We start from the raw sequence: 22,679 nt of genomic DNA on the forward strand, positions 1-22,679 counted from the left end.
CCTACTACAACAATACCACAGATAGTTTTCAGAATAATCATCAAGTGGTTGCTTTTCATATAACCGTTTGCTACAATTGTGCTTGTTCTGTTGAATGATTACTTGAAGTAATAAGAACATACACTTTCTTGTTTCAGGAGGTGACAAACAATGGCAAACATCAAATCAGCAATCAAACGTGCAAAAACTTCTGAAAAACGTCGTGTTGCGAACTCACAAGAGAAAGCGGCAATGCGTACAGCAGTAAAACGTGTTGATGCTCTCGTACTCGAAGGAAACAAAGAAGCTGCTCAAGAAGCTTTCGTTCTCGCTACGAAGAAGCTCGACAAGGCTGCATCAAAAGGTCTTATCCACAAAAACAAAGCAGGTCGTGATAAATCACGCCTCGCAGCTCGTATCGCTGCTCTCTAATTAGAGATCACACGAAACAGCCGCCTCCTATTCGGAGCCGGCTGTTTTTTTGTATACCATGACGTAGTGTGGGCCAATCCCAGGGATGTCGAACGGCTCCCCGATTCGTGTAAGTCCATTTCGTTCATAGAAACGGACAGCCACTTCTCTCGCATTACACCACCATGAACTCCTCAGTTCATCATGGAGTGCCTGTAAAAATCGAGAGCCGATTCCTTGTCCCGAAACATGAGGATCCGTCGCCATGCCACGGAGTTGGAGCGGAATCTTCACACCCTCGATTTGTTTCGGGGACAGCATGACTGTAGCGACCGATAGCACTCGATCGCCTTCAACCCAAGCGAAGTGTCGCGTCGTCGGCACCTCATCCCCTTCAAAATAGCATGTCTCAACGTCTTTTCCTGGTCTGAGCACAACATGACGGAGTGGGATCACGTCTTGAAGCGTCACTTGTTTGAATCCCATTCCCTCACCTCACAATAAGGCCAGTTGACAAACGAGCGTATCGAAAACGATCTGTTTGTCACCTCGTCCTGTTTTCATGGCCTCGTCCGCGTCTGCAATCAATGTCAACGCACGTGCGAGCTGAGCCTCTGAAAAGCCGCGACTCGCTTGTGTCGCCAATTTGATTGTATACGGGTGGGCCCCGATTTTCGATGCGATTTGCTTCTCTCCATAGCCTGCCTCTGTCAACTGTTTCGACAGGTACATGTTCCGATATTGCCGAGCAAGCAACCCGAGTAGCCCAATCAGTTCTTGCCCTTGTTTTTCTAAATCCCGAACCAATCGAAGCGCTGCATCAGCTTGTCGCTTGACGAGAAGCTCCGAGAGCTGAAAGACGTTATCTTCTAATGTACGTGGAACTAAATCATTCACAATCTCAATCGGAATCGTCGCACCCGTTCCCGCGTACAACTGTAGCTTCTCTAGTTCGCGAACCAACTTTCCCCAATCATCCTGACATAGGAATAAAAGACGCTCCATCGTAGAGCGCTCCATCTTTTGTTGTTCACGACTCAATGCATCGTTCACGTATCGCATCAGTTCGTTTTGGCTCGGCTTTTTCGCTTCGAGGACGATGGCACGCTCTTTCAGACGCTTCACGATTTTCTTCCGCTCATCGAGTTTTTCTGACTCGACAATCAAGACAAGAACCGAGTAGGTCGCCGGTTGCACGACATATTCCGCCAGACGGTCAACATTGTGCTTTTGCTTCTCTTTCGCACCCGTTAAGAACTGGGCATTTTTCACGATAACCGTGCGATATTCACTAAAGAAAGGGACCGTCTCTGCTTCATCAAGCGCCGTATCGAGTGACGTCTCTTGAAGATCTAATTGCATGACATCAAATTGATCACCGGATGGATTGGCCGCTTTCACGATTTCACGTTCCCACGTCTCTAACAAATATTTTTCGGTGCCATGGAGAACATATACGCTCGCCAGTTTTCCATTATGTAACCACGGTTCATTCAAAACACACACCACTTTCACAATTTATTCTCATCTAAACATAGATTATCTTCCCATGATTCGCTATACTTATAAAGGAAGTATGATAAGGAGGGACCTAATATGCAAATCAACTCAGTACGCCCACCGAGTGAAAACCCGTTTGAAAATGACGTTCAATGCAAACGTAATGACGCCATCGACTCTGCGATCGGCTTCATCGTCCCATTTGGCTTTTTCTTCACGATTTTCTTCATCGGTGTCATCATCAAGTTCTTAAGTCTATAAGTGTTCAAACGATTGCCCCGGGGGAGCAATCGTTTTTTAGTGTATCACATTTTATGCCGTGCTACTCGATGATCCCCCGACACATGTTCTCTTCACAGACAATCATCCCGTTCAAATCGGTTCGTAATAGACGTTTCCCCACAACCCGTCGTAACGTCTCCTCGTGCGGATGTCCATACCGATTGTTCGAACCGACACTCGCAATGACCCATTCTGGATCGATTCGCTCAAGCAGTTCTTCCCCCGACGACGTATTGGATCCGTGATGTCCTAGTTTAAATACGTCGACGTCAAGCGTCGGTAACTCGGCTTCTCCTTCTATCGGCAAATCTCCTGTCAATAGATACCGCATGCCACCTACGTTCATGTACAGGCTGATCGAATGACCATTTTCATCTTCGTGTGGGCGATTCGGTGCCACAATCCACATCCATGGCGTCGGCCGATCGTCTGCCTCGAGATAATGGACCGATACATCATAGGCCGCTGCTAAGTGTAGCAGTTCTTCTCGTTTTTCAGCATTCGCCACTTCTTTTGATATCCAAAGCTCTTCCACCGTCACTACCTTCAATAATCCCTCTAATCCCCCGATGTGGTCATGATCCGCATGGGTCAACAGGACAAAATCAAGCGAACGCTCCCCACGTTTCCATAAATAAGGGGCCAATACATCTTCCCCCGGGTCAAATGTGCTTCGCTTTTGCTCGTTTGGATCTTGAAATACGCCTCCTACATCAATGACACCAATCGTTCTTCCCGATTCTACGACGATTGCATCACCTTGCCCGACATCCAAAAAGGTCACCCGTGAGGATTCCGACCATTCTGACCATCCCGCAATCAACCCACATGTCATGATGGCCGCCCCCCATCCAATCCATCGATTCCGATTTATCAGCGTCAAGCTTCCCCATAACCCTAGACACAATGCGATTTGCGACGGCAACGCCAGATCGTGCAACGGAAGCCAAGGTCGTAAATCATCATGGAGAGTGAACATTCCATGAATCGCGTCCAAGACAACCATGAACAACGGGGCAATTGAAGGAAACATCCATGTGACAAATGCGAGTGGCATGATGATCCACGAGATACAGATGGCCATCACGAGATTCCATATCGGTGCCGCGACGGATAGAACCGGTTGTACTTGCCATAGTACAATCAGCCCAAACAGCTGTGCGAAAACGGACAACTCGATTAGTCCTGTCCAGATTTGTCTCGTGACTAACAAAAAGAAGGTCATCCCGACCGTCAATTGGAAACCCAGATTTGTGACAAGGAACGGTTGAACGGCCAACATTCCCGCCGCACACCAACTCAAGAGCCGAATCGGGTCTCGAATCGTCACACCGAAAAGAGAGAGAAAGAGGATCGCATCTGCGACGACGACAGCTCTTGCGACAGGTGGGGAAAAACCAGTCATCCATCCGAACATCGTAATACTAAAGATCATCAGTACCGTCTTCGTTTCACGTCGAATAGGGATCGGCTGCATCAATATGCGCATGGCCACGATCAACATAGCAATATGTGAACCGGAAATCACAAGAAGATGAAGAAGGCCCGTAACACGATAAGAAAATGAGGTCTGTTCATCTAGCATTCGACTCTCTCCGAACAATAATGCCTCCATATATAATGCGACATCCGCACGATGACGCTGCTCAATTTGCTGAAGTTTTCGCTCTTTCCAACGTAGCATCCGACCGTCCCACCCTGCCGTCGGACGACACGTGTCGATTCGCTTCACCTTCCCTTTAAAGGATACGTTTGAACTCCGTGCCCAAGCCCGTTCATCAAATCCCCCGGTGTTTCGTAACGGTTGAAACGCCTCTACTTCGATTTGCACGAGGCACGTCTCTCCTGGTCGTCCGCGATTTAGTTCGCGTCCTCGTAAGACGCCCTGAAGATCGTCTACGTTCCCGTATAGTCTTACCGATTTCCCATTCTCTTTTCGACTTTCGATTGAGAAGGCAATCGTGTCTGACGGTAACGATTCTGTAGGGGTCGTATGGAACGATGCGATACAGATGAGTCCAATCACTCCGGCTTTCGCATACAGGCCTTGCCCACGTCGTGTGACCAGATAAAAGACACTAGCGACCACAGAGACCAAATAGACTCCTTCTGTCAGACCAGTTACAATGAGTACCGCAAACAATGGAAACAGCGGCATCTTAAGGTACCAATAAATATGGCTTCATACTTTCTAATGTCTTTTCGCCGAACCCCTTCACATCACCTAGCGCTTCATATGTTTTAAATGGACCGTTCGCTTTCAGATGATTTAAAATCGCCTCGGCTTTGGCTGGACCAATTCCTGGAACTGTCATCAGTTCCTCTTTCGTCGCACTGTTGACATGAACACCGTTCGTTTCGACCTCAGGACTCGCTGAGTCTTGCGAAATCGGTGTTTCTCCTTTTTTCGGCACGATGATTTTGACTCCATCAACTAACAACTGTGCTAAATTCAACTGCTCTGGGTCAGCTTCATCTGTCAGGACTGCCAAAGAGAGCACATCGCCCACTCTCGCCCCTTCTGGTACGGTATATACGTTCGGAGATTCAACCGCACCTGTCACATACACAACGAGCTCCATACGCTCTGGGGTCGTGGTCGGCGTGACCTCCTCAGGTTCCATGACGAATTCGTCCACCATTCGTTGCTCCGGTTCCTTTTGATAAAACAAATAGCCCACTCCTAAAAAAAGAACGACTAGGAGACCGATGACGAGTTGTTTCCATCTTTCCAAGCGGATCACCACCCTGTTCTGTTACGTTCAGTATGGCGAATCATGTGTTTCTAAACACGTCTCGTTCTTCCCCACAATCTTAACTTTAGGAAATGATTTGTTTGCATGTTCCATATCGCACTCGTACGTGTAACGATATTTATCGACATAATTTCTATGAACAGGTTATAGAATGACGAAAAAAACGGAGACCATCACGTGGCCTCCGTTCCTACTGTTCACTGTTCGATTATTCTTCTTCGAAATGCTGAACCTGGTCAGCGAGTGCCGCTGCCTGTCCTTCTAACTCTTGCATCAATGTAAAGATTTGATCGAAGCTTGCCTGCTGTTCTTTCATCGAGGCTGCCACTTCTTCGTTTCCTGCGGCCAACTCTTCCGTCACCCCAGATACTTCTTCAACGCGGCGCAAGACGTTGTTTACCTCGTTACTCGATGTGCGCATCTCTTGTTCGATTGTGCGCACGAACGAAGCGACGTGGTCTGTCCGTTCATGGATTCGGTTGAATGCTTCTTTCGTCAATCCGAACGCTTCTAATTGCGCCTCTTGCTCGCGTTTTGACTCATTCACCGTTTCCGTCAAACGGACGACTTCTTGCTGGATCGTCTCGACGACGTGGAAAATAGAGCGAGTCGCTTTGTTGCTCTCTTCCGCCAACTTCTTCACTTCACTTGCTACGACAGCAAATCCTCGTCCTGCTTCTCCCGCACGGGCTGCCTCGATTGCCGCATTGAGGGCAAGTAAATTCGTCTGAGCCGCGACGTCTTCGACAAGCTTCGCCATCGCCTCAATCTCAGCCGTTTGTCGTGCAAAGTGGTCCATTCGCGTGACAAGTACTTCATTCCGTTCGCTTGAACGATCTAAAATGTGCTCCTGGTCCGTTAATGTTTCAATCCCAGCCGCTACTTCACGTGTCATTTCTGACGTTTCTTCCGTCGTTTGTTTCGTCTGGTTCAAACTCGTCTCAAATGAAGTCGCCATCGTATGCACTGAGCTGAGCGTTTCTTGCAACTCATTTGCAATCGACTGTGCTCCGTGTGCCATCTCATCAACCGCGTTCGTGATGTTAGACGTCGTACTCACGACTGCTTCATTTTCGGCCGCGGCCGTTTCGGTCATCCCGTTCACTTTCATTGATGTGACTCGGATTGACCCGATCACCGTCTGAAGAGATGCCGTCATGTCACGCATGGCACGTTCAAGACGTCCGATTTCATCATTGCGCGTCGACTCAGGCAACGTGACGAGACGTCCGGCTGCAATCGCTTCTGCCACCTTGACATTTTTTTCGAGTGGTCGAGTGATCGAACGGGCAAAGAAGAAGTTGTAGATTCCGAGCGCTAGGATGACGAGAATCGTCAAGAGGACTGAGATCAACAAGAGACGTTCCGTCTCATTTGCCGCCTCTACTTGAAGCGCTTCATAGAATGAACCGTTCTTTGCAATCAACGTATTGACATCATTTAACAAACCTTCCAGTTTCGCTGCCTGAATCCGAGCTCCGATACCACCTTCAAGTGCCGACTCGACATCTTCGTTCACCTGTTCGTACTTCATCGTGGCACGGTCTAAATGATTTGAAAATGCCGGAATCAAATAAGACTGTTTTAAATCATCGAATGTTTCCGCGTTTGTCACACGGATGCGCTCTAATTGAGTCAATGTAGATTGGTTCGACTGTTCACCAAGTGACGTCCAGAGGGATTGTTCTTGTAGGAGTGACGTTTCAAGTTGAGACAATTCAATCATTTGACTTCCATACTGTTCGTTATATGTTTGCAAGCGATTCAACGTCGACAAGACGTAACTCATCATCAGTACGATCAAGACGACGGTGAAGACGGTTGAGAAGATAAAACGTTTACGTAAACTCATTTAAGTGTCCCCTCCTTCAACTGACGTTCTACCGATTCATACTCTGATGTTTCTTTCTCATCCCATTGAATGCGACGAAGCGGAGCCAAGCCGACGCCACCCTCTTCAATTCCAAGGATGACGTGTTCATTAAATGGTTTTTCAGTCACACGACCCGCAATTTCTACAATCGCCAAATCAACTTGTTTCAACATCGACGTCACAACCGCATCTGGTGCAATCATCGATTGATCACTATCGACCCCGATTGCCTTGACGCCGTATTTTTCAGCCGTCTCGAGTACACCGACCCCTGTCAGTCCTGCTGCAGCATAAAGAACATCTGCGCCCGCTTTAATTTGTTTCTCAGCGAGTTCACGACCGAGCTCCGGTGAAGCAAAATCATTCGAGAAGTCAACGAGCATCTCCACGTCCTCGTTCACTGCCTTAGCGCCACGTTCAAATCCTGCTTCAAATTTCTGAATGAGTTCCATATCCATCCCACCGATAAATCCAATCGTATCGGACTCTGTCTCAAGACCAGCCACCGCGCCAGCAAGCGTACTGCCCTCTCCTTCTTCAAACGTAATATTCAAGACGTTCGGAAGTTCAGACACGCCATCGATCAAAGCGAATTGCTGTTCCGGATGTTCAGCCGCAACGGCCTCTAAGTCTTCTTGACACGCAAAACCGAGACCGACGATCACATCATGTCCCTCTTCTACCAATTCTTCAAAGCCAACTTTGTACGTCTCCGTTTCGGATAGTTCACGATAATCAACGAACCAATCACCCGTCTCACGTAGCTCACCCATCCCGCGCATGGCTGCGTCACTGAACGATTGGTCCCCGAGACCAACGTCAGATAGGACGACCCCCATCGTCTGTCGTTCTTCTACAGTGGTATTCGGATCGTCGATAACCGACTGACAACCGGACAACCAAAGGGTACAAGCTGTGATTGTACTGAGCATTATGCTTTTCTTCATGTATTCAATACTCCCTCTCTCTAATGGTCTGACAACCCTTATATCGACTGAGAAGGCATTGTTCTCCATGATTTTTTTTAAAAGTTGTGGTAATAAAAAAAGCCATAGACATCGTCCATGGCTTCGTACACTCATTCTTTTGAAGCAGCAACCGTTGTATCAGCTAATTCACGCTCCGGTGTTGGGGCTGTTGCAACGTTCCCTTTTCCCGCAAAGTTCTCGAGCAAGTCTTTCATATCGATGCCCGAAGAAGCTTTTAATGTTTGTTGAAGCGATGCCATGAGGTCGGTTGCGTAACCTGTCACTTTACCAGCGCCACCGTTTTGTCCGCTCCCCGTGTCGACGACCGTAATCTGATCGATGTTACCGAGTGGCGATGCAATTTCTTTCGCATAATCAGGAAGCATTTTGACGACCATATCGAGAATCGCCGCTTGTCCGTATTGCGCGAAGGCTTCGGCAATCTTCTCTTTCGCTTCGGCTTCTGCAAGACCGGTCAAACGGATAATTTCCGCTTCCGCCTCACCTTTCGCACGTTCAGAATCCGCTTCTGCAAGACCTGCCAAACGTACGCGTTCCGCATCGGCTTTCGCCTGTGCTTCAATACGATACTTCTCTGCATCCGCGATTGCGATTTGACGTGCTTTATCCGCAGCGGCAGACTGTTCAATCGAGTATCGATCCGCATCGGCTTTTTTCTTCACTTCTGAATCATATTGTTTCTCACGACGCATAATTTCTTTCTCTTCGAGCTCGATTTGCTTTTGACGCTCGATGATTTGAACTTGCATCTGTTGTTCGGTGACTTCTTGTTTCGCACGCGCTTCCTCAAGCTCATACGCTTGGTCGGCCCGGGCTTTGGCAACATCTTGCTCACGGCGATATGCCGCGATTCGGAGTTGGTTCTCTTTCTCAGCTTCCGCGATTTCAGAGGCACGCTCAAGTTCGGCCTTCTTCGCATCTTTCATCGCTTCCGCCTGTTTGATGCGCGTCTCTTTATCCGCTTCCGCAGTCGCGATATCAGCATCACGCTTCACTTGGGCGATACGCGGCTTCCCTAACGATTCTAAGTATCCATTCTTATCTCGAACGTCTTTGATGGTGAATGACACGATGACTAATCCCATCTTCGCCAAGTCTTGTGATGCGACTCGTTGAACTTCTTGCGAGAACTTGTCACGGTTCTTATAAATCTCTTCAACGGTCATGGAACCTAAGATCGAGCGTAAATGACCTTCTAACACTTCTTTCGCTTCGTTTTCTCGTTCAATCTTCGGTTTTCCGAGGAACTGCTCAGCTGCTGTCGCGATTTCACTGATTGATCCACCAATTTTAATGATGGCTGTTCCGTCCGCCATGACCGGGACACCCTGCTCTGTATAGACTTCAGGCGTTGTGACCTCTAATTTGCTTGAGAGCAAGCTGAGGGGTTCTGCTTGTTGGAATACCGGAAAGACGAACGTCCCGCCACCGCGAATGATTTTAACGCGGTTACCGGATGTATCGCTATGTACATTTTTCTTGCCTAAATAACTACCTGTCACAATCAGTGCCTCATCTGGTCCGACTGTGCGATATTTTAATACGAATACAAACACAAGTGCGAGGATGATGACCCCGACGATGATGCTGACTAAGATAGCCGTATTCATGTGTTATATCTCCTCTCGAATTGTAGGTTCGTCATATGGCATGACGATTGCGATATTGCCTTTTACTTCAATGATGACTACCCGATGATCTGTCGAAATCGATGTACCGTCTAAGCTTTGAGCCGTCTTTAAAAGCGAGCCCGTTACTGTCTCAATCAAAACTTCGCCATACCCGCCTTCAGGAATGGGCACGGTCAATCGTCCGACACGTCCACCTAATGCCTCATCCGTCAAACCAATGGATTCTTCCGCATTGGAGAGCGGTAAGAGAACAAATAAATAGAGAAGTGTCGTCAAAGCAAGAGACCCGACCAATGCGACAGCGAGCCCAATCATCGGGGAAACGTGAGCCAACGCGTTTAAGATAAGCCCAATCCCTGCCCCTAGTGCTAAGAACGATAAGATGACTGCAGGGTTAAACCAACCCTCGAACATTTCGAACGCATCGGAGAACATCATGTAAATAAAGGTTCCAAGACCAGCGATGATCAACACCCACCAATACAGTTGATCGATTGCCTCCATTACCACCCCTCCTGTCGACGTTTTTGTTCCATCATCAGTACACGTCGAAGTTGTTCGACTTCTAATGCAAGTCGATCCTCAATCTCATCCCACTCCGACAGTGATGAAGTGGATAAGTCGTTCACTTCTCGAACTCGCCCGATGGAACGTTCAATTCGTCGCCGATTGTATAGGTCGACAAGTTCTTGTCGTTCGAGCCGCATCCTGTTTAAAAAATATTCCACTTCTTTTTGAACTTGAACGACTTGATCCGTCACGCCCTCAGAAGAATCTTGCATCAGTAGCCGACGCACTCTCACTTGATGAGCTACTAATTTAGCAATTCTCGCCTCGAGTTCGAGAATGTGCTTGTATAATTCCTCTACCTCATCTCGTTGCGTGTCATCGCGCCACCACACGTCCACCTCACCTCACTTTTCTCTACTCATCTCCATATACGATAAAACCTCATCTTCGGTTTCAAAAAATCATAAAAAAATGTAAAATGAATTTGCCATACAGAAAGGAAGTGCTCATGTTGGGCAACCAAGTCATCAAGCTATCATCCGCATCACAAGAAAAACTAAAGAAAATGTATCATGAGTATGCAGTCGCGCCACCACCATATGCGACATTCAGCGCCAAGACACCGGGATTTGTCGTAACGATTTATCAATCAGGGAAAGTGATGTTCCAAGGAAAAGATGCCGAGACCGAGGCAGTGAAATGGGGAACACCCGCCGAGAAGAAACAAGCATCCACACCGAACACCATTTTACCTGAAGGATTTTCAAGTTGGTCTGTCGTTGGAAGCGACGAGGTCGGAAAAGGAGATTATTTCGGACCACTCGTCGTCGTAGCGGCTTTTGTCTCATGCGATCAAATCGCACTCGTGAAAGAACTCGGCGTAAAAGATTCCAAACAGTTATCCGATCCTGAAATCATCCGGATTGCGAAGGATTTACACGCTACGATTCCTTATCAAAAAGCGACACTGCATAATCCAACATACAACAACATGCAACGTACGATGACACAAGGTAAAATGACTGCCATCGCCCATAATGCTGCGCTTCGAGCGTTGCTTGAGAAACTCGGACAAAAACCCGATGCCATTCTCATCGATCAGTTCGCAGAGAAGTCGGTCTATTATCAACATTTGCGGGCAGAACGCGATATCGTGCGCGACGATGTCTACTTTTCTACAAAAGCCGAAGGACTTCATGTCGCCGTCGCAGCTGCTTCCATTTTAGCTCGCGCCTTCTTCTTAAAAGAAATGGACAAACTAAGTAAACAAGTAGGATTAACCCTCCCGAAAGGGGCAGGAGCAAAAGTCGACCAAGTCGCCGCTCAAATCATTCGACGTTATGGTCAGGATTATTTACAAAAGATTGCTAAAGTCCATTTTGCGAATACAAAGAAAGCTCTCAACTTGAATGAACGTCGTTTGTAGAGCTTCGACATCAAGTATGATATACTCATTTTACGGTTAAATGAACTTAAAATTTTTGGAGGATAGCGTTCATGCTGCATTATAAAACCTACACGATTAGTGATGACCATCCTTGGGTCATCTTCATACACGGGGCCGGAGGAAGTTTATCACATTGGTATCGTCAACTTCGTCCCTTCCGTAAAAAATATAATGTCCTGCTCGTCGATTTACGCGGTCATGGCGGTTCATACGATGCTGAACAGTCGCTCAAACAACCGTTGAACGCCTATACGTTTGATGTCGTCGCCAAGGACGTCATTGAAGTCATGGATCACTTAGGTATCGAAAAAGGACACATGGTCGGTCTGTCTTTAGGAACGATTGTGATTCAGGCGATGTTTGAGCACTATCCCGATCGAATCGCATCGGTCGTTCTCGGCGGAGCCATCGTCAAATTCAATGTGCGCTCCACGTTGCTCATCCGACTTGGTAGTCTTGTGCAAAACTTTGTCCCCTACATGTGGTTATATAAATTATTCGCATGGATTTTACTCCCGAAGAAGCGTCACAAAAAGTCTCGGATGATGTTCGTCCGCGATGCGGCGAACTTATGTCAACGCGAGTTTATCCGTTGGTTCAAAATGACGGAAAATATTAATCCTTTACTGAATCAGTTCACTTCGATCCAGACGAATGTCCCGATTTTATATATTATGGGTGATGAGGATTATATGTTTCTTGAAGCTGTCGAACGGACAGCGAAACATCAGCCGACAGCCAATGTTGAAATCGTTGCAGACTCTGGTCATGTGGTCAATGTAGACCAACCCGATCAATTCAATGCGTTGTCGATGAATTTTATCGATGATCAGATTCAAGCACGTTCACTACAAATGAGCTAATTCAGGATGCCACGGGGCTTCCTGAATTTTTTAATGTTTATTTTCAGAAAATATTGATTATTACAAAAATAGGTGGTATTCTTTAGCAAATCCAACGAAGAGGAGATGCTCGAAATGTCCAATCCCGTACATATGAACAGCCTGCTGATTATTATTCGACTGAGGGACTGAAATCGTTTTGTTTTCAAAAACGACTTTTCAGGCCCTTGTTCCCGTGGTAATCGGACAGGCGCCTGTAGATTGAAACCGCGCCTATCCTTGATGGATAGGTTTTTTTCTTGACACAAAGACATAGAGGAGATGATGGAAGTGAAGCAGTATATGATGGATCGAATGGTAAAAATTTCAGCAGGGATGGCAAACGCCGTCCTCGTCACGCTCGGTGTCGGTTTATTGATTGAGACGATTGGTAATTTGACCGGAATCGCGATGCTCGTACAGATTGGACAAGTCGCCAAATCATTATTGGCACCCGCTTTAGGCGCTGGCGTCGCGTTTCAACTTGGAAGCAACACGCTCATCCTATTTAGCGCCATGATTGCCGCAACCATTGGCGGTGCAGCTTTAAAAGCAACAGAAAGCGGACTCGTCCTCGTTCCAGGTCAACCGATTAGCGCACTGATCGCAGCGGCGGCTGCTGTCTGGCTTGGAAAACGTGTCCTCGGAAAAACAAAGTTTGATATGATGGTCGTTCCGGTCACAGCCGTATTAGGTGGTGGAATCGTTGGGGTTGCTGCAGCAGCGGTCACGACTCCTCTTATCAACTCAATCAGTCAAGGGATCACCGCATCTGTAGAAACGTCGCCGATTGCCACATCTCTTGTCATCGCACTTGTTTTCAGTGTCATGCTCATGTCGCCTGCATCATCTGCCGCACTCGCCATCGCGCTTCAACTTGACCCTGTCGCCAGCGCCGCTGCCTTGATCGGTTGCTCTGCTCAATTTGTTGGATTTACCTTAATGGCATATCGTCAAACCGACCCAGGTGGATTGGTCGCCTCATTCTTTGTCACACCGAAAGTGCAGTTTCCGAATATCATCAAAAATCCGCGAATCGTCGTCCCACCGTTTATCGCCGCGATGATTTCCGCACCGATTGCTACTTTGATGTTCTCACTCCAAGTCCCATATGAAATTGCGGGTCTCGGGCTCAACTCCCTAATTGCCCCGCTTCAGATTTTAGCGGTCCAAGGGTTGGATGCCTTTCTCATCTTCACGATGACGGGCGTCGTACTCCCTGCACTCATCACGTGGGCTCTCTATCGTGTGACGAGTCTTGTCGGATGGACCAAGTTTGGTGATCTCGCACTCGAGATTCAATAATAAAAGGAGCGTTGTCACAGGTGGACAACGCTCCATATTTTTACGCTCGGAGTTCAGCGCCGTGTGTCGCACGGACCGCCTCAACAATTGTTTCATATGCTGCCGTTACTTCTTCATCTTGTAACGTTCGTGACGGGTCTTGGAACTTGAGTGAGAAGGCAATCGATTTCTCATCCGCTCCAACATTCTCCCCTGTATAGACGTCAAACAAGACGAGGTCAATCAAGAGTGGACCAGCCGCTTGGCGGATCGTTTGTTCCACTGTCCCAGCCGGAATCTCACGTGATAAGACGAGTGCCAAATCTCGTGAAATTGATGGATAACGTGGTACGTCTTGATAAAGAAGTGTCTCGTCTCCACGAAGTGCCAAGAGGTCGAGTTCGAATACATACACTTCCTTCATACCGTAAACGTCTTTCGATGTTCCTGGATGCACTTGTCCGACATATCCGATGACCTCTCCGTCCATCAAGATGTTTGCCGTACGGCCTGGGTGCATATCAGGCATCAATACGGCCTCATACGTGACATCTAGGCGAAGCGTTTGGACTAACGTGTCGACAATCCCTTTTGCGACGAAATAGTCGACCGGGATCCGTGTTCCTTGCGAACGATGATCCATCCATAGACCTGTGACGACACCAGCCACCCGTTCTTTCTCACGCGGTAACGTTTCTCCGTGCTCCGTATAGACGCGTCCTGTTTCGTAAAGTGCGACGTTCGATTGTTGACGCGCCGTGTTGTAACGCGCCGCCTCCAGCAACCCAGGGACGAGCGACGTACGAAGTACAGAGCGTTCTTCACTCATCGGCATCGCCAATCGAACGAGCTGATCGGTTTCTCCACCGAAACGTGTCGCATGTGCCTCACTCGTTAACGAGTAGGTAATGGCTTGTGATAAGCCGACTCCTTGTAACAAGCGACGTGTCTGCCTGCGCAATACGTTGATTGCTGGCAAAAAGCCTTTCGATTGAGAGGCAGGTAACGTCGACGGGAGACTATCATATCCGTATAGACGTGCCACTTCTTCTGTGATATCAGCCGGAAGCTCTAAGTCCGGACGGCGCGATGGAATGTGTACTGTCAGCACATCATCCCCTTCTGTCGCGAGCCCGAGACGCTCCAGGATGTGAACGATCGTCTGACGATTGAGTGTCATCCCTAAGCGCTTGTTGATATAGTCAATCGACACTTGGATTTCTCGGGCACGTGATTCGGCTTCACCTGAACGCACCGCATCATGAATGGCTCCTCCACCGAGTTCGACAATCAATTGCGCGGCGCGATCGAGCGCGAGCATGACACGTTCTGGGTCAACGCCTTTTTCGAAACGAGCGCTTGAATCTGAACGTAGACCAAGCGTACGGCTCGTCTTCCGTACGGATGCCGGATCAAAGTACGCTGACTCTAAAATGATATCTGTCGTTGAAAGATCTACCTCTGTATTGGCACCACCCATGACGCCTGCGATGGCGACTGGAGCTTGTCCGTCTGTGATGACCATCATCGATGAATCGAGCGTGCGCGTCACGTCGTCGAGTGTGACCATTTCTTCTCCATTTTCGGCTTGACGGACCACAATCGAGTTGCCGAGTTTCTTCGCATCGAATGCGTGAAGCGGTTGTCCGATTTCAAGCATCACATAGTTCGTCACGTCGACAATGTTGTTGATTGGACGGACACCTTCTGCGATCAAGATATTCTTTAGCCATTGTGGCGACTCTGCAATCGTTACCCCTTTTACTTCACGAGCTGCGTAATATGAACAGTTCGGTGTCGCAAGTTCGATAGACACCTCCGATGGTGATGATGACGTGACATCTGCCGTCGGCAACGTGTATGGACGCTCTAAGATGGCCGCAACCTCATGAATGATTCCATAGAGGCTCAAGCAATCTGAACGGTTCGGAGTCAAGCCGAGTTCGATGACTTCATCGTTCAAGTCGAGTAAATCGAGCACATCTGCACCAACTTGTACGGATTCACGGAATGTGTGGATTCCATCTTGCTCGTCTTCCCGAATTTGTTTTTTCTCAAAGCCGAGCTCTTCGAGTGAACAAATCATCCCTTGTGATTCGACACCACGAAGTTTTGCTTTTTTGATTTTAAGTCCTGGTAAGCGTGCGCCAACTTTGGCCACGATCACATGTTGCCCTTCGCGCACGTTCGGTGCGCCACAGACGATTTGAACAGGGTCACATTCTCCGATGTCAACTTTTGTCACGTTTAACTTATCCGCTTCCGGATGTTTCTCACATGAAAGGACCCGCCCGACGACGATCCCAGAAAGTCCTTCCCCACGATTTGTCACACTTTCGACTTCGATTCCGTTCTTCGTAATCAAGTCACCGAGCGCTTCGCCGCTTAAATCGGATACATCAATATATTGATTCAACCATTTTTTTGAAAGTAACATCTGTCTTCCTCCTTAGAATTGCTCGATGAAACGTAAGTCATTTGTGTAGAAATGGCGGATGTCGTCGACGCCGTGTTTGAGCATCGCCATACGCTCCACTCCGATTCCGAATGCGAACCCTGACACCTTTGACGAGTCATAGCCAGCCATCTCCAAGACATGCGGATGGACCATTCCGCCTCCGAGAATTTCAATCCACCCGGTTCCTTTACAAACGTTACATCCTTTCCCGCCACACTTGAAGCAAGAGATGTCGACTTCGACCGATGGTTCCGTGAACGGGAAGAAGCTTGGACGGAGACGAATTTCGCGCGTTTCTCCGAACAACTGCTTCACGAACACTTCGAGTATCCCTTTCAAGTCAGCCATCGAGATGGATTCATCGACAACCAACCCTTCGATTTGCATGAATTGATGCGAGTGCGTCGCATCGTCTTCATCACGACGATACACTTTACCTGGGCAGATGATGCGAATCGGTTTTCCGTTCGCCTCCAACATCGTGCGAGCCTGTACAGGAGACGTATGAGTACGAAGTAACGTCTCTTCCGTGATATAGAACGAGTCCTGCATGTCTCGTGCCGGATGATCTTTCGGCAAGTTGAGCATTTCGAAGTTGTAGAGATCGGTTTCGACTTCAGGACCTTCAGCAATCGTATATCCGAGTCCAACGAACAAGTCTTCCATCTCGTCGATGATTTGTTGTAAGAGATGACTGTGGCCAGGAGTCGATGTCCGCCCCGGTAGAGTCACATCGAGCGTTTCCGCTTTTAACTTTTCCTCTAATTCAATCGCCTTCACCTCTTCGATTCGAGCATCGAGTGTGCTTTGAATCGCGGTACGAACGGTATTCGCCAACTCACCGATGATTGGACGTTCCTCGGCAGATAATTTACCCATGCCACGGAGCACTTCAGTCATCGGTCCTTTTTTCCCTAAATATTTGATGCGGACGTCATTCAATGATTTTTGTGTGGATGCCTGTTTGATTTCTTCTAACGCTTCCACTTGTAACTGTTCTAATTGTTCTTTCATGTGTTCGCTTCCTCCTCTACATAAAAAAATCCCTTCAGTCGTTGACTGAAGGGACGAATCATCGCGGTACCACCCTACTTGGCCAATTATTCATGGCCCACTTGAGAGCATCGTTATCGTGATGCCAAACCGGTGTTGTCTCCAACACGACTCCAGAGTGAATTCAGCGACGAATCCGGCAAAGGCTCTCAGTCACGGCCCTTGCTCCCTGAACGGAATCGGTCATTCGCTTACTATGTTCTTTCAACGTCATATCTTATTCATCGATGTGTTTAACCTATCACGTTTTTCACGTGCTGACAAGATTATTGTAAAGCGATGCGATACATTAAAATACCGGCAGCGACCGCCGCGTTGAGCGATTCCGCGTCGCCGAGCACCGGAATATGCACACGTGTGTCACAGAGTGCCAATACATCAGCATGAACCCCTTGTGCCTCATTCCCAATGACGAGGGCCACTTTGTCTTCGAATGCAACTTGCTCATACGATGTTGCCTTTGAGAGAGCTGTGCCGTAGACGTGGAATCCATCCTCTTTCAGCTCAGGTAACTTTTCAAGCAAGTCGACCGAGGTCACGTTCACGTGAAACAGTGAACCTTGTGTGGCACGTACGACTTTGGCGTTGAACGGATCGACCGTCCCTTTCCCGAGTAACACCGTATCGAATCCGGCAGCATCTGCTGTCCGAATCATCGTACCGAGATTACCCGGGTCCTGTACTCGGTCTAGTACGAGTACCTTCTTCATTTTTCGTTCCACCGGCGTCATCTTGACAACGGCAAACACGCCTTGGGTCTTTTCCGTTTCGGAAAGAAGGTCCGCAACGTGGTCGGATAACTCGAGGACTGGCATATCTTCAAGTCGCCACGTTCCTTTTGGTGAATACGACTCAGCCATGATGAGTTGGACGAGTCGACCGGCACGAATGGCCTCGTCCACCAAATGTTCTCCTTCTACTAGGAATTGACCCGTTTCTTGACGACCTTTTTTCGTCATCAATCGTTTTAATCGTTTAATCGTCTCGCTCTTCGTAGACGTAATCTTCGTCATATTATCCCTCTTTCAACCATTGGACCGTTTCGTGGTCTAAACGTTTCGTCAATGCGACAACGAGTTGTACCGCTGCCTCGTAATCATCCTTATGGATGATGGACACGTTCGTGTGTAAATAGCGGACCGGCACTGTCAATGCGATGGCCGGCATCCCGATCCCAGAAAGATGGAATCGCCCAGCATCTGTGCCACCGCCTGGCGTTAAGTCCAATTGATATTTGATGTCTTGCTCTTTGGCCACGTCAACGATGAGGTCGACAAGGCGTGGGTTCGTGACGGTAGTCGCATCAAAGAAGATGACTTGAACCCCGTCCCCGAGTTTTGACAACCCTTCTGCTTGGGTCATTCCCGGCGTATCACTCGGAATGCCTGTATCGACAGCAATCGCGACATCCGGGCGAATCAAGTTGGCAGCGGTCACCGCTCCACGTAACCCGACCTCTTCCTGTACCGTCGCTCCTGTATACATGACGCCTGGGAACGATTCTTCCTTCAGACGTTTTGCTGCTTCGATGGCAATCGCACATCCGATGCGGTTGTCCCATGCCTTCGCCATCAAGAAGTTCTCATTTTTCATGACTGTGAATTCACAATGTGGCACGACCGTATCGCCTGGACGAATTCCCCACTCAGCCACTTCGTCTTTCGACGTCGCACCGATATCTAAGAACATATCTTTGATTTCGACGGGCTTCTTCCGTGCCTCAAGCGGTAGGACGTGAGGTGGTTTCGCACCAATGACACCCGGAATCTTTTCACCAGACCGTGTGACTACATCCATTCGTTGTGCCAACAGCACCTGGTTCCACCAGCCACCGAGCGCCTGGAAACGAAGGAAACCGCCTTCTTCCACACGCGTCACCATGAAGCCGACTTCATCCATGTGACCCGCAATCATGACACGCGGACCTTCAGCATCTCCGGTCACTTGACCAAATAGACTTCCGAGTCCATCCTGTTCAAACGACTCGACATGCGGCTCGAGGTATTCACGCATCAATTGACGGACTTCTCCCTCATTTCCTGGGACGCCTGTTGCATCCGTCAAACGTTTTAACATATGTAACGATTCATTCATATCAATCCGCTCCTTTTCATTAATATCCTTGATTTTGTCGCTCATGGTTTACTTCATTTTTATTCATGTATGCTAGCAAAATGAGTTGCTCATTAAAACCGAGCGTATAACCAAGTTCGAGATAAGCTGCCATCAGCGTCTCGTACATGGCTTCCGTTTTTGAAAGACCAAAATTCGTCACTTTTCGATAAATATCTAAAAAAGCATCAGTCGCATCAAGATATGAACTTCCCGCAGGAAACGCATCTCGTTCATACCCAAGCGCAAGACCAAGTGACAGTAAGAAATGAATGCCGTCTACATATTCTTCTAAGATCACATCTTGAGGCGACGGTCCTTTCTTCGACCAAAACTTAAAGCTACGTGTTTCGTTAGCCAGTTCACCGAGCTCGACAAGCAGCGCCAGTAACCGTTCATCGAATTGATTGCCGGATAATCCATGTTGTGCTTTGATCCGCTCGTCTAATTCGCGCTGCCGATCAAACAATGTTGTCCAGTTCACCGGATGTTCCTCCTCTATCTCCACTTATAGCAGTACTAAAATCATTAAAGACCAGCCCACTGCTAAAATCAATACTTGTAATTGAAGCAGTTTTGGGGCATGAACCGTCTTCTTCCGAGTCAAATGAAGACCGAACAAGGCACCGATGGCTCCTCCTGCATAGGCGAATAGGACGTTAAAGTCACCTTTTCCTTGCGCATACTGTTTCGCTTGGATGTAGGTGTAAACGTTCAAGACAATGAGCGCTAAGGCGACGATCGCAACAACCGATTGATTCATACGCTTTCCTCCTTCTCTTAATTCTAAGAAATTCTAAAGAAAAAAGAAAGCGCCGAGAGAGTGTCTCGGCGCTGTCGATTGAACGATTACGCGTTCAATTTTGATTTAGCTGTTTCAGCGAGTGACGCGAATGCCTGTGCATCTGTCACAGCAAGCTCAGCAAGCATCTTACGGTTGATGTCGATTCCTGCAAGCTTGAGGCCGTGCATCATACGGCTGTATGAGAGACCGTTTGTGCGTGCTGCCGCATTGATACGTGTGATCCAAAGACGACGGAAATCACGTTTCTTCTGACGACGGTCACGGTAAGCGTACATGAGTGACTTCATGACCTGTTGTTTTGCTACTTTAAATAGAATGTGTTTCGAACCAAAGTATCCTTTGGCAAGTTTAATTTGCTTTTTACGACGTTGACGAGTCGTATAACCGCCTTTTACGCGTGGCATATGGATTCCCTCCTAAATTGTTTCTGTATTACTTCGCGATCATGTTGCGAATGCGTTTGAAGTCTCCAGCTGATACGATAGCGCCTTTACGGAGCTTACGTTTCGCTTTAGTCGATTTGTTTGCGAACAAGTGACTTGTGTAAGCGTGTGAACGCTTGAGTTTACCTGATGCTGTACGTTTGAAACGTTTTGAAGCACCGCGGTGCGATTTCATTTTCGGCATGAGTATTTCCTCCCCACTGAGAATCGATAATTAATCTTCTTTGTTCGGAGCCAGCACTAAGAACATGCTGCGTCCTTCCATCTTCGGCTTTTGTTCAACTGTTGCCAAATCGGCACATTCCGCTGCCATTTTGTCCAAAACACGTTTCCCGATTTCCGAGTGTGTGATGGCACGTCCGCGGAAACGAATCGAAGCCTTCACTTTGTTTCCTTTTTCAAGGAACTTGCGTGCATTACGCAATTTTGTTTGGAAATCGTTGTCCTCGATTGTTGGACTGAGACGTACTTCTTTCATTTGGATGACTTTTTGGTTTTTACGCGCTTCTTTCTCCTTTTTCTGGAGTTCGAAACGGTACTTCCCATAATCCATAATTTTAGCGACCGGTGGATTTGCTTTATCTGCGACTAAGACGAGGTCTAGTTCCGCTTCTTCAGCTAAACGTAACGCATCGTTACGTGATGTCACACCGAGTTGTGCACCGTCTGCGCCAATGAGACGTACTTCACGGGCACGAATGTTTTCGTTGATAAAGAGCTCTTTGCTAATGGTTAGCACCTCCATCGTGCGATTGCACGAGATTTAGATTGACAAGACAACATGGCAATAAAAAAAGCGTCGGCAGTTTCCCACCCACACATCAGTTGAGGTCATAAAACGGCAGACGATGCCGAATGAACCAAGAACTTGATGGACCTGCCTGATGACTCTCAGACGAGGTGAAAAGCGGGTGCTTCTGCTTTGTTGTTTTTAATCACTATGTCATCTTAGCACTAGCAGGAAAAGATGTCAAGATATCGCGCATGAATAATTGGTAGCTCACACTTTTATGATGATACCAGTCATTCTCTCGTTTCGCAATACCTTTTCAAAGGGAATAATGAAATATCAAAGGAGGGATCGACATGAACTGGCGAAAAGATGTATCGCGAGAACATGACTATCATGATCAAGTCCAGCAGATTGTCAGTAAGACGATGCAAGCACATGGGCTAGAAGATGAAAAATTACAGGCGGTATTGACAGACTTACTAGAAGAAATGAATCGCATCACTTTAAAAATCGTCGATGACCATGAGTCGGCTCAAAATTATATCCATAAACGGTGGTACTAAAAAAGGGCAGGCGCCCTTTTTTAATACCACTTAGTTTGTAAGTGACTTGAAGAAGTTCCCGATCGCCTCAAACAATCGGGCGAAGAATCCTTTCACCTCTTCTTGTTCGAGGAATGCCTGCACATCTTGACCCGCATCTTTCAATCCACTGCTGATCGCTGACCAATCTAAATTGGCCTGTTGCATGTTTTCGAATAGTGTCGTCAGTTGATCGAGTTGGCCCTCAGACAACTGGACGTTATTTTGGTTCAATACTTGAATGACGATGTCACGGATCTCAATATTTGTCTCCGGCATCTGATTTGCGATTTCCGCTTTAATCTCGTTCATGAGACCTGCTACATCCTCTTGTCCGACCGTCTTACCGATTTCAGACGTAACCGCCAGCTCTTCTTGTGCCAATTCTTTTCGCTCATCCGACAATTCAATCCCAGTCTCGGCCGCGGTCTGATCATATGCCTTCATAATTCCCGTCAGAGCCGAGGTACCCGTCACGTTAATCGGTGACGTGATATAGATGTCCGCATCCGTCACACCTGCCGTGACGAGGGCATTCGCATACATATCTTTCGTGACCCACGTCACGTTTTCCGTTTGAATATCAAGACCTGTCCCGTTCGTTAACTTGATTCGGGCAGACGAGTACATGCCGCCACCACGTTGTGCTTGCGGAACCGAGTCTCCTAAATATTTTTCTTCATCTGCGGCTGTCGTGATAATGGGTTCGATTCCTTCTGGGGCATCCATACGTTCGAGTACCCATTTTTGTTGCTCTGAAGATAACGATTCCCCGAGGGTCACAATCGTATCGTTGACGATCGCCTCAGCTCCGACTTTTGGAAGCGCTCCTGTGAACGCAAACGCTCCAATGGTAAGTGCCAATACTGGCTTCATATAATTCATTAAGTATCACTCCTTATGTTTACGATACGTGTAGATGACCAAATACACATCCGTCTATAGACCGAA

Annotated in this window: 25 protein-coding genes; 6 read left to right on the plus strand and 19 right to left on the minus strand. The window is 47.8% G+C overall.

Annotation, left to right across the window (positions count from 1 at the left end):
- Positions 1-150: 150 nt before the first annotated feature.
- Complete coding sequence (gene rpsT, locus BV910_RS09590; RefSeq protein WP_012726675.1) at positions 151-411, plus strand: 30S ribosomal protein S20; 261 nt, start codon at positions 151-153, stop codon at positions 409-411.
- 27 nt (positions 412-438) lie between these two features.
- Here the strand turns inward: rpsT and BV910_RS09595 are convergent, their stop codons facing one another.
- Together BV910_RS09595 and holA are read right to left on the minus strand one after the other, a co-directional pair.
- Complete coding sequence (locus BV910_RS09595; RefSeq protein ID WP_078147169.1) at positions 439-876, minus strand: GNAT family N-acetyltransferase; 438 nt, start codon at positions 874-876, stop codon at positions 439-441.
- Positions 877-885: 9 nt separating this feature from the next.
- On the minus strand, positions 886-1,896 hold the full coding sequence (gene holA / locus BV910_RS09600; RefSeq protein ID WP_237708269.1) for a DNA polymerase III subunit delta: 1,011 nt from the start codon (positions 1,894-1,896) through the stop codon (positions 886-888).
- 90 nt (positions 1,897-1,986) lie between these two features.
- Between holA and BV910_RS09605 the strand changes: the two genes are divergently transcribed.
- Entirely contained in the window at positions 1,987-2,151 is a 165-nt protein-coding gene (locus BV910_RS09605) for a YqzM family protein (protein ID WP_012726678.1), read from the plus strand.
- A gap of 61 nt (positions 2,152-2,212) precedes the next feature.
- Here the strand turns inward: BV910_RS09605 and BV910_RS09610 are convergent, their stop codons facing one another.
- The 7 genes from BV910_RS09610 to BV910_RS09640 all read right to left on the minus strand — a co-directional run bounded on the left by BV910_RS09610 (position 2,213) and on the right by BV910_RS09640 (position 10,323).
- The gene (locus tag BV910_RS09610; protein ID WP_078147170.1) at positions 2,213-4,330 is read right to left on the minus strand and encodes a DNA internalization-related competence protein ComEC/Rec2; all 2,118 of its coding nucleotides are present in this window, start codon (positions 4,328-4,330) and stop codon (positions 2,213-2,215) included.
- 1 nt (position 4,331) lies between these two features.
- Positions 4,332-4,907, minus strand: a complete 576-nt coding sequence (locus tag BV910_RS09615) for a helix-hairpin-helix domain-containing protein (RefSeq protein WP_078147171.1) — start codon at positions 4,905-4,907, stop codon at positions 4,332-4,334.
- A gap of 229 nt (positions 4,908-5,136) precedes the next feature.
- On the minus strand, positions 5,137-6,780 hold the full coding sequence (locus BV910_RS09620; RefSeq protein WP_078147172.1) for a methyl-accepting chemotaxis protein: 1,644 nt from the start codon (positions 6,778-6,780) through the stop codon (positions 5,137-5,139).
- Positions 6,777-7,748, minus strand: coding sequence for a BMP family lipoprotein (locus BV910_RS09625; RefSeq protein ID WP_078147173.1), 972 nt, complete (start codon positions 7,746-7,748; stop codon positions 6,777-6,779). The genes BV910_RS09620 and BV910_RS09625 overlap by 4 nt, the downstream gene beginning before the upstream one ends.
- A 131-nt stretch (positions 7,749-7,879) precedes the next feature.
- Positions 7,880-9,400, minus strand: coding sequence for a flotillin lipid rafts scaffold protein FloT (locus BV910_RS09630; protein ID WP_078147174.1), 1,521 nt, complete (start codon positions 9,398-9,400; stop codon positions 7,880-7,882).
- A gap of 3 nt (positions 9,401-9,403) precedes the next feature.
- Positions 9,404-9,925: an NfeD family protein gene (locus BV910_RS09635; protein WP_078147175.1), complete on the minus strand. Its 522-nt coding sequence runs from the start codon at positions 9,923-9,925 to the stop codon at positions 9,404-9,406.
- Positions 9,925-10,323 carry a hypothetical protein gene (locus BV910_RS09640; RefSeq protein ID WP_078147176.1) on the minus strand — a complete coding sequence of 133 codons (399 nt, stop codon included), beginning with the start codon at positions 10,321-10,323 and terminating at the stop codon, positions 9,925-9,927. The genes BV910_RS09635 and BV910_RS09640 overlap by 1 nt, the downstream gene beginning before the upstream one ends.
- A 119-nt stretch (positions 10,324-10,442) precedes the next feature.
- Here BV910_RS09640 and rnhC point away from each other — a divergent pair, with 119 nt between their 5' ends.
- The 3 genes from rnhC (at position 10,443) to BV910_RS09655 (ending at position 13,564) form a co-directional block, all read left to right on the plus strand.
- Complete coding sequence (gene rnhC, locus BV910_RS09645; protein WP_078147938.1) at positions 10,443-11,357, plus strand: ribonuclease HIII; 915 nt, start codon at positions 10,443-10,445, stop codon at positions 11,355-11,357.
- A 71-nt stretch (positions 11,358-11,428) separates the two neighbouring features.
- A complete protein-coding gene (locus BV910_RS09650) occupies positions 11,429-12,241 on the plus strand; it encodes an alpha/beta fold hydrolase (protein WP_078147177.1) in 813 nt (270 codons plus the stop codon).
- A 300-nt stretch (positions 12,242-12,541) separates the two neighbouring features.
- Positions 12,542-13,564, plus strand: coding sequence for a PTS sugar transporter subunit IIC (locus tag BV910_RS09655; protein WP_041917916.1), 1,023 nt, complete (start codon positions 12,542-12,544; stop codon positions 13,562-13,564).
- Positions 13,565-13,604: 40 nt separating this feature from the next.
- Here the strand turns inward: BV910_RS09655 and pheT are convergent, their stop codons facing one another.
- The 9 genes from pheT to infC all read right to left on the minus strand — a co-directional run bounded on the left by pheT (position 13,605) and on the right by infC (position 21,159).
- Positions 13,605-15,980, minus strand: a complete 2,376-nt coding sequence (gene pheT, locus BV910_RS09660; RefSeq protein WP_078147178.1) for a phenylalanine--tRNA ligase subunit beta — start codon at positions 15,978-15,980, stop codon at positions 13,605-13,607.
- A 12-nt stretch (positions 15,981-15,992) separates the two neighbouring features.
- Positions 15,993-17,015 carry a phenylalanine--tRNA ligase subunit alpha gene (pheS, locus tag BV910_RS09665; protein ID WP_078147179.1) on the minus strand — a complete coding sequence of 341 codons (1,023 nt, stop codon included), beginning with the start codon at positions 17,013-17,015 and terminating at the stop codon, positions 15,993-15,995.
- A gap of 305 nt (positions 17,016-17,320) precedes the next feature.
- The gene (locus BV910_RS09670) at positions 17,321-18,067 is read right to left on the minus strand and encodes a TrmH family RNA methyltransferase (RefSeq protein WP_031423182.1); all 747 of its coding nucleotides are present in this window, start codon (positions 18,065-18,067) and stop codon (positions 17,321-17,323) included.
- Position 18,068: 1 nt separating this feature from the next.
- Complete coding sequence (locus BV910_RS09675; RefSeq protein ID WP_078147180.1) at positions 18,069-19,148, minus strand: M42 family metallopeptidase; 1,080 nt, start codon at positions 19,146-19,148, stop codon at positions 18,069-18,071.
- Positions 19,149-19,167: 19 nt separating this feature from the next.
- Positions 19,168-19,650, minus strand: a complete 483-nt coding sequence (locus BV910_RS09680) for a dUTP diphosphatase (RefSeq protein ID WP_012726694.1) — start codon at positions 19,648-19,650, stop codon at positions 19,168-19,170.
- 24 nt (positions 19,651-19,674) lie between these two features.
- Positions 19,675-19,929, minus strand: coding sequence for a membrane protein (locus BV910_RS09685; protein ID WP_031423177.1), 255 nt, complete (start codon positions 19,927-19,929; stop codon positions 19,675-19,677).
- A gap of 86 nt (positions 19,930-20,015) precedes the next feature.
- Positions 20,016-20,375 (minus strand): 50S ribosomal protein L20, encoded by a 360-nt coding sequence (gene rplT / locus BV910_RS09690; protein WP_012726696.1) that lies wholly within the window; start codon positions 20,373-20,375, stop codon positions 20,016-20,018.
- Positions 20,376-20,403: 28 nt separating this feature from the next.
- Positions 20,404-20,598: a 50S ribosomal protein L35 gene (gene rpmI, locus BV910_RS09695; protein ID WP_012726697.1), complete on the minus strand. Its 195-nt coding sequence runs from the start codon at positions 20,596-20,598 to the stop codon at positions 20,404-20,406.
- A 30-nt stretch (positions 20,599-20,628) separates the two neighbouring features.
- On the minus strand, positions 20,629-21,159 hold the full coding sequence (gene infC / locus BV910_RS09700; protein ID WP_012726698.1) for a translation initiation factor IF-3: 531 nt from the start codon (positions 21,157-21,159) through the stop codon (positions 20,629-20,631).
- Between the two features lie 341 nt (positions 21,160-21,500).
- On the opposite strand from infC, the gene BV910_RS09705 reads away from it, so the two are divergent.
- Positions 21,501-21,710 (plus strand): hypothetical protein, encoded by a 210-nt coding sequence (locus BV910_RS09705; protein ID WP_012726699.1) that lies wholly within the window; start codon positions 21,501-21,503, stop codon positions 21,708-21,710.
- 30 nt (positions 21,711-21,740) lie between these two features.
- Here BV910_RS09705 and BV910_RS09710 read toward each other — a convergent pair whose 3' ends face one another.
- On the minus strand, positions 21,741-22,613 hold the full coding sequence (locus BV910_RS09710; protein ID WP_078147181.1) for a DUF1002 domain-containing protein: 873 nt from the start codon (positions 22,611-22,613) through the stop codon (positions 21,741-21,743).
- Positions 22,614-22,679 lie beyond the last annotated feature (66 nt).

It is taken from the genome of Exiguobacterium sp. HVEsp1, assembly GCF_002009685.1.
Classification (GTDB): domain Bacteria; phylum Bacillota; class Bacilli; order Exiguobacteriales; family Exiguobacteriaceae; genus Exiguobacterium; species Exiguobacterium profundum.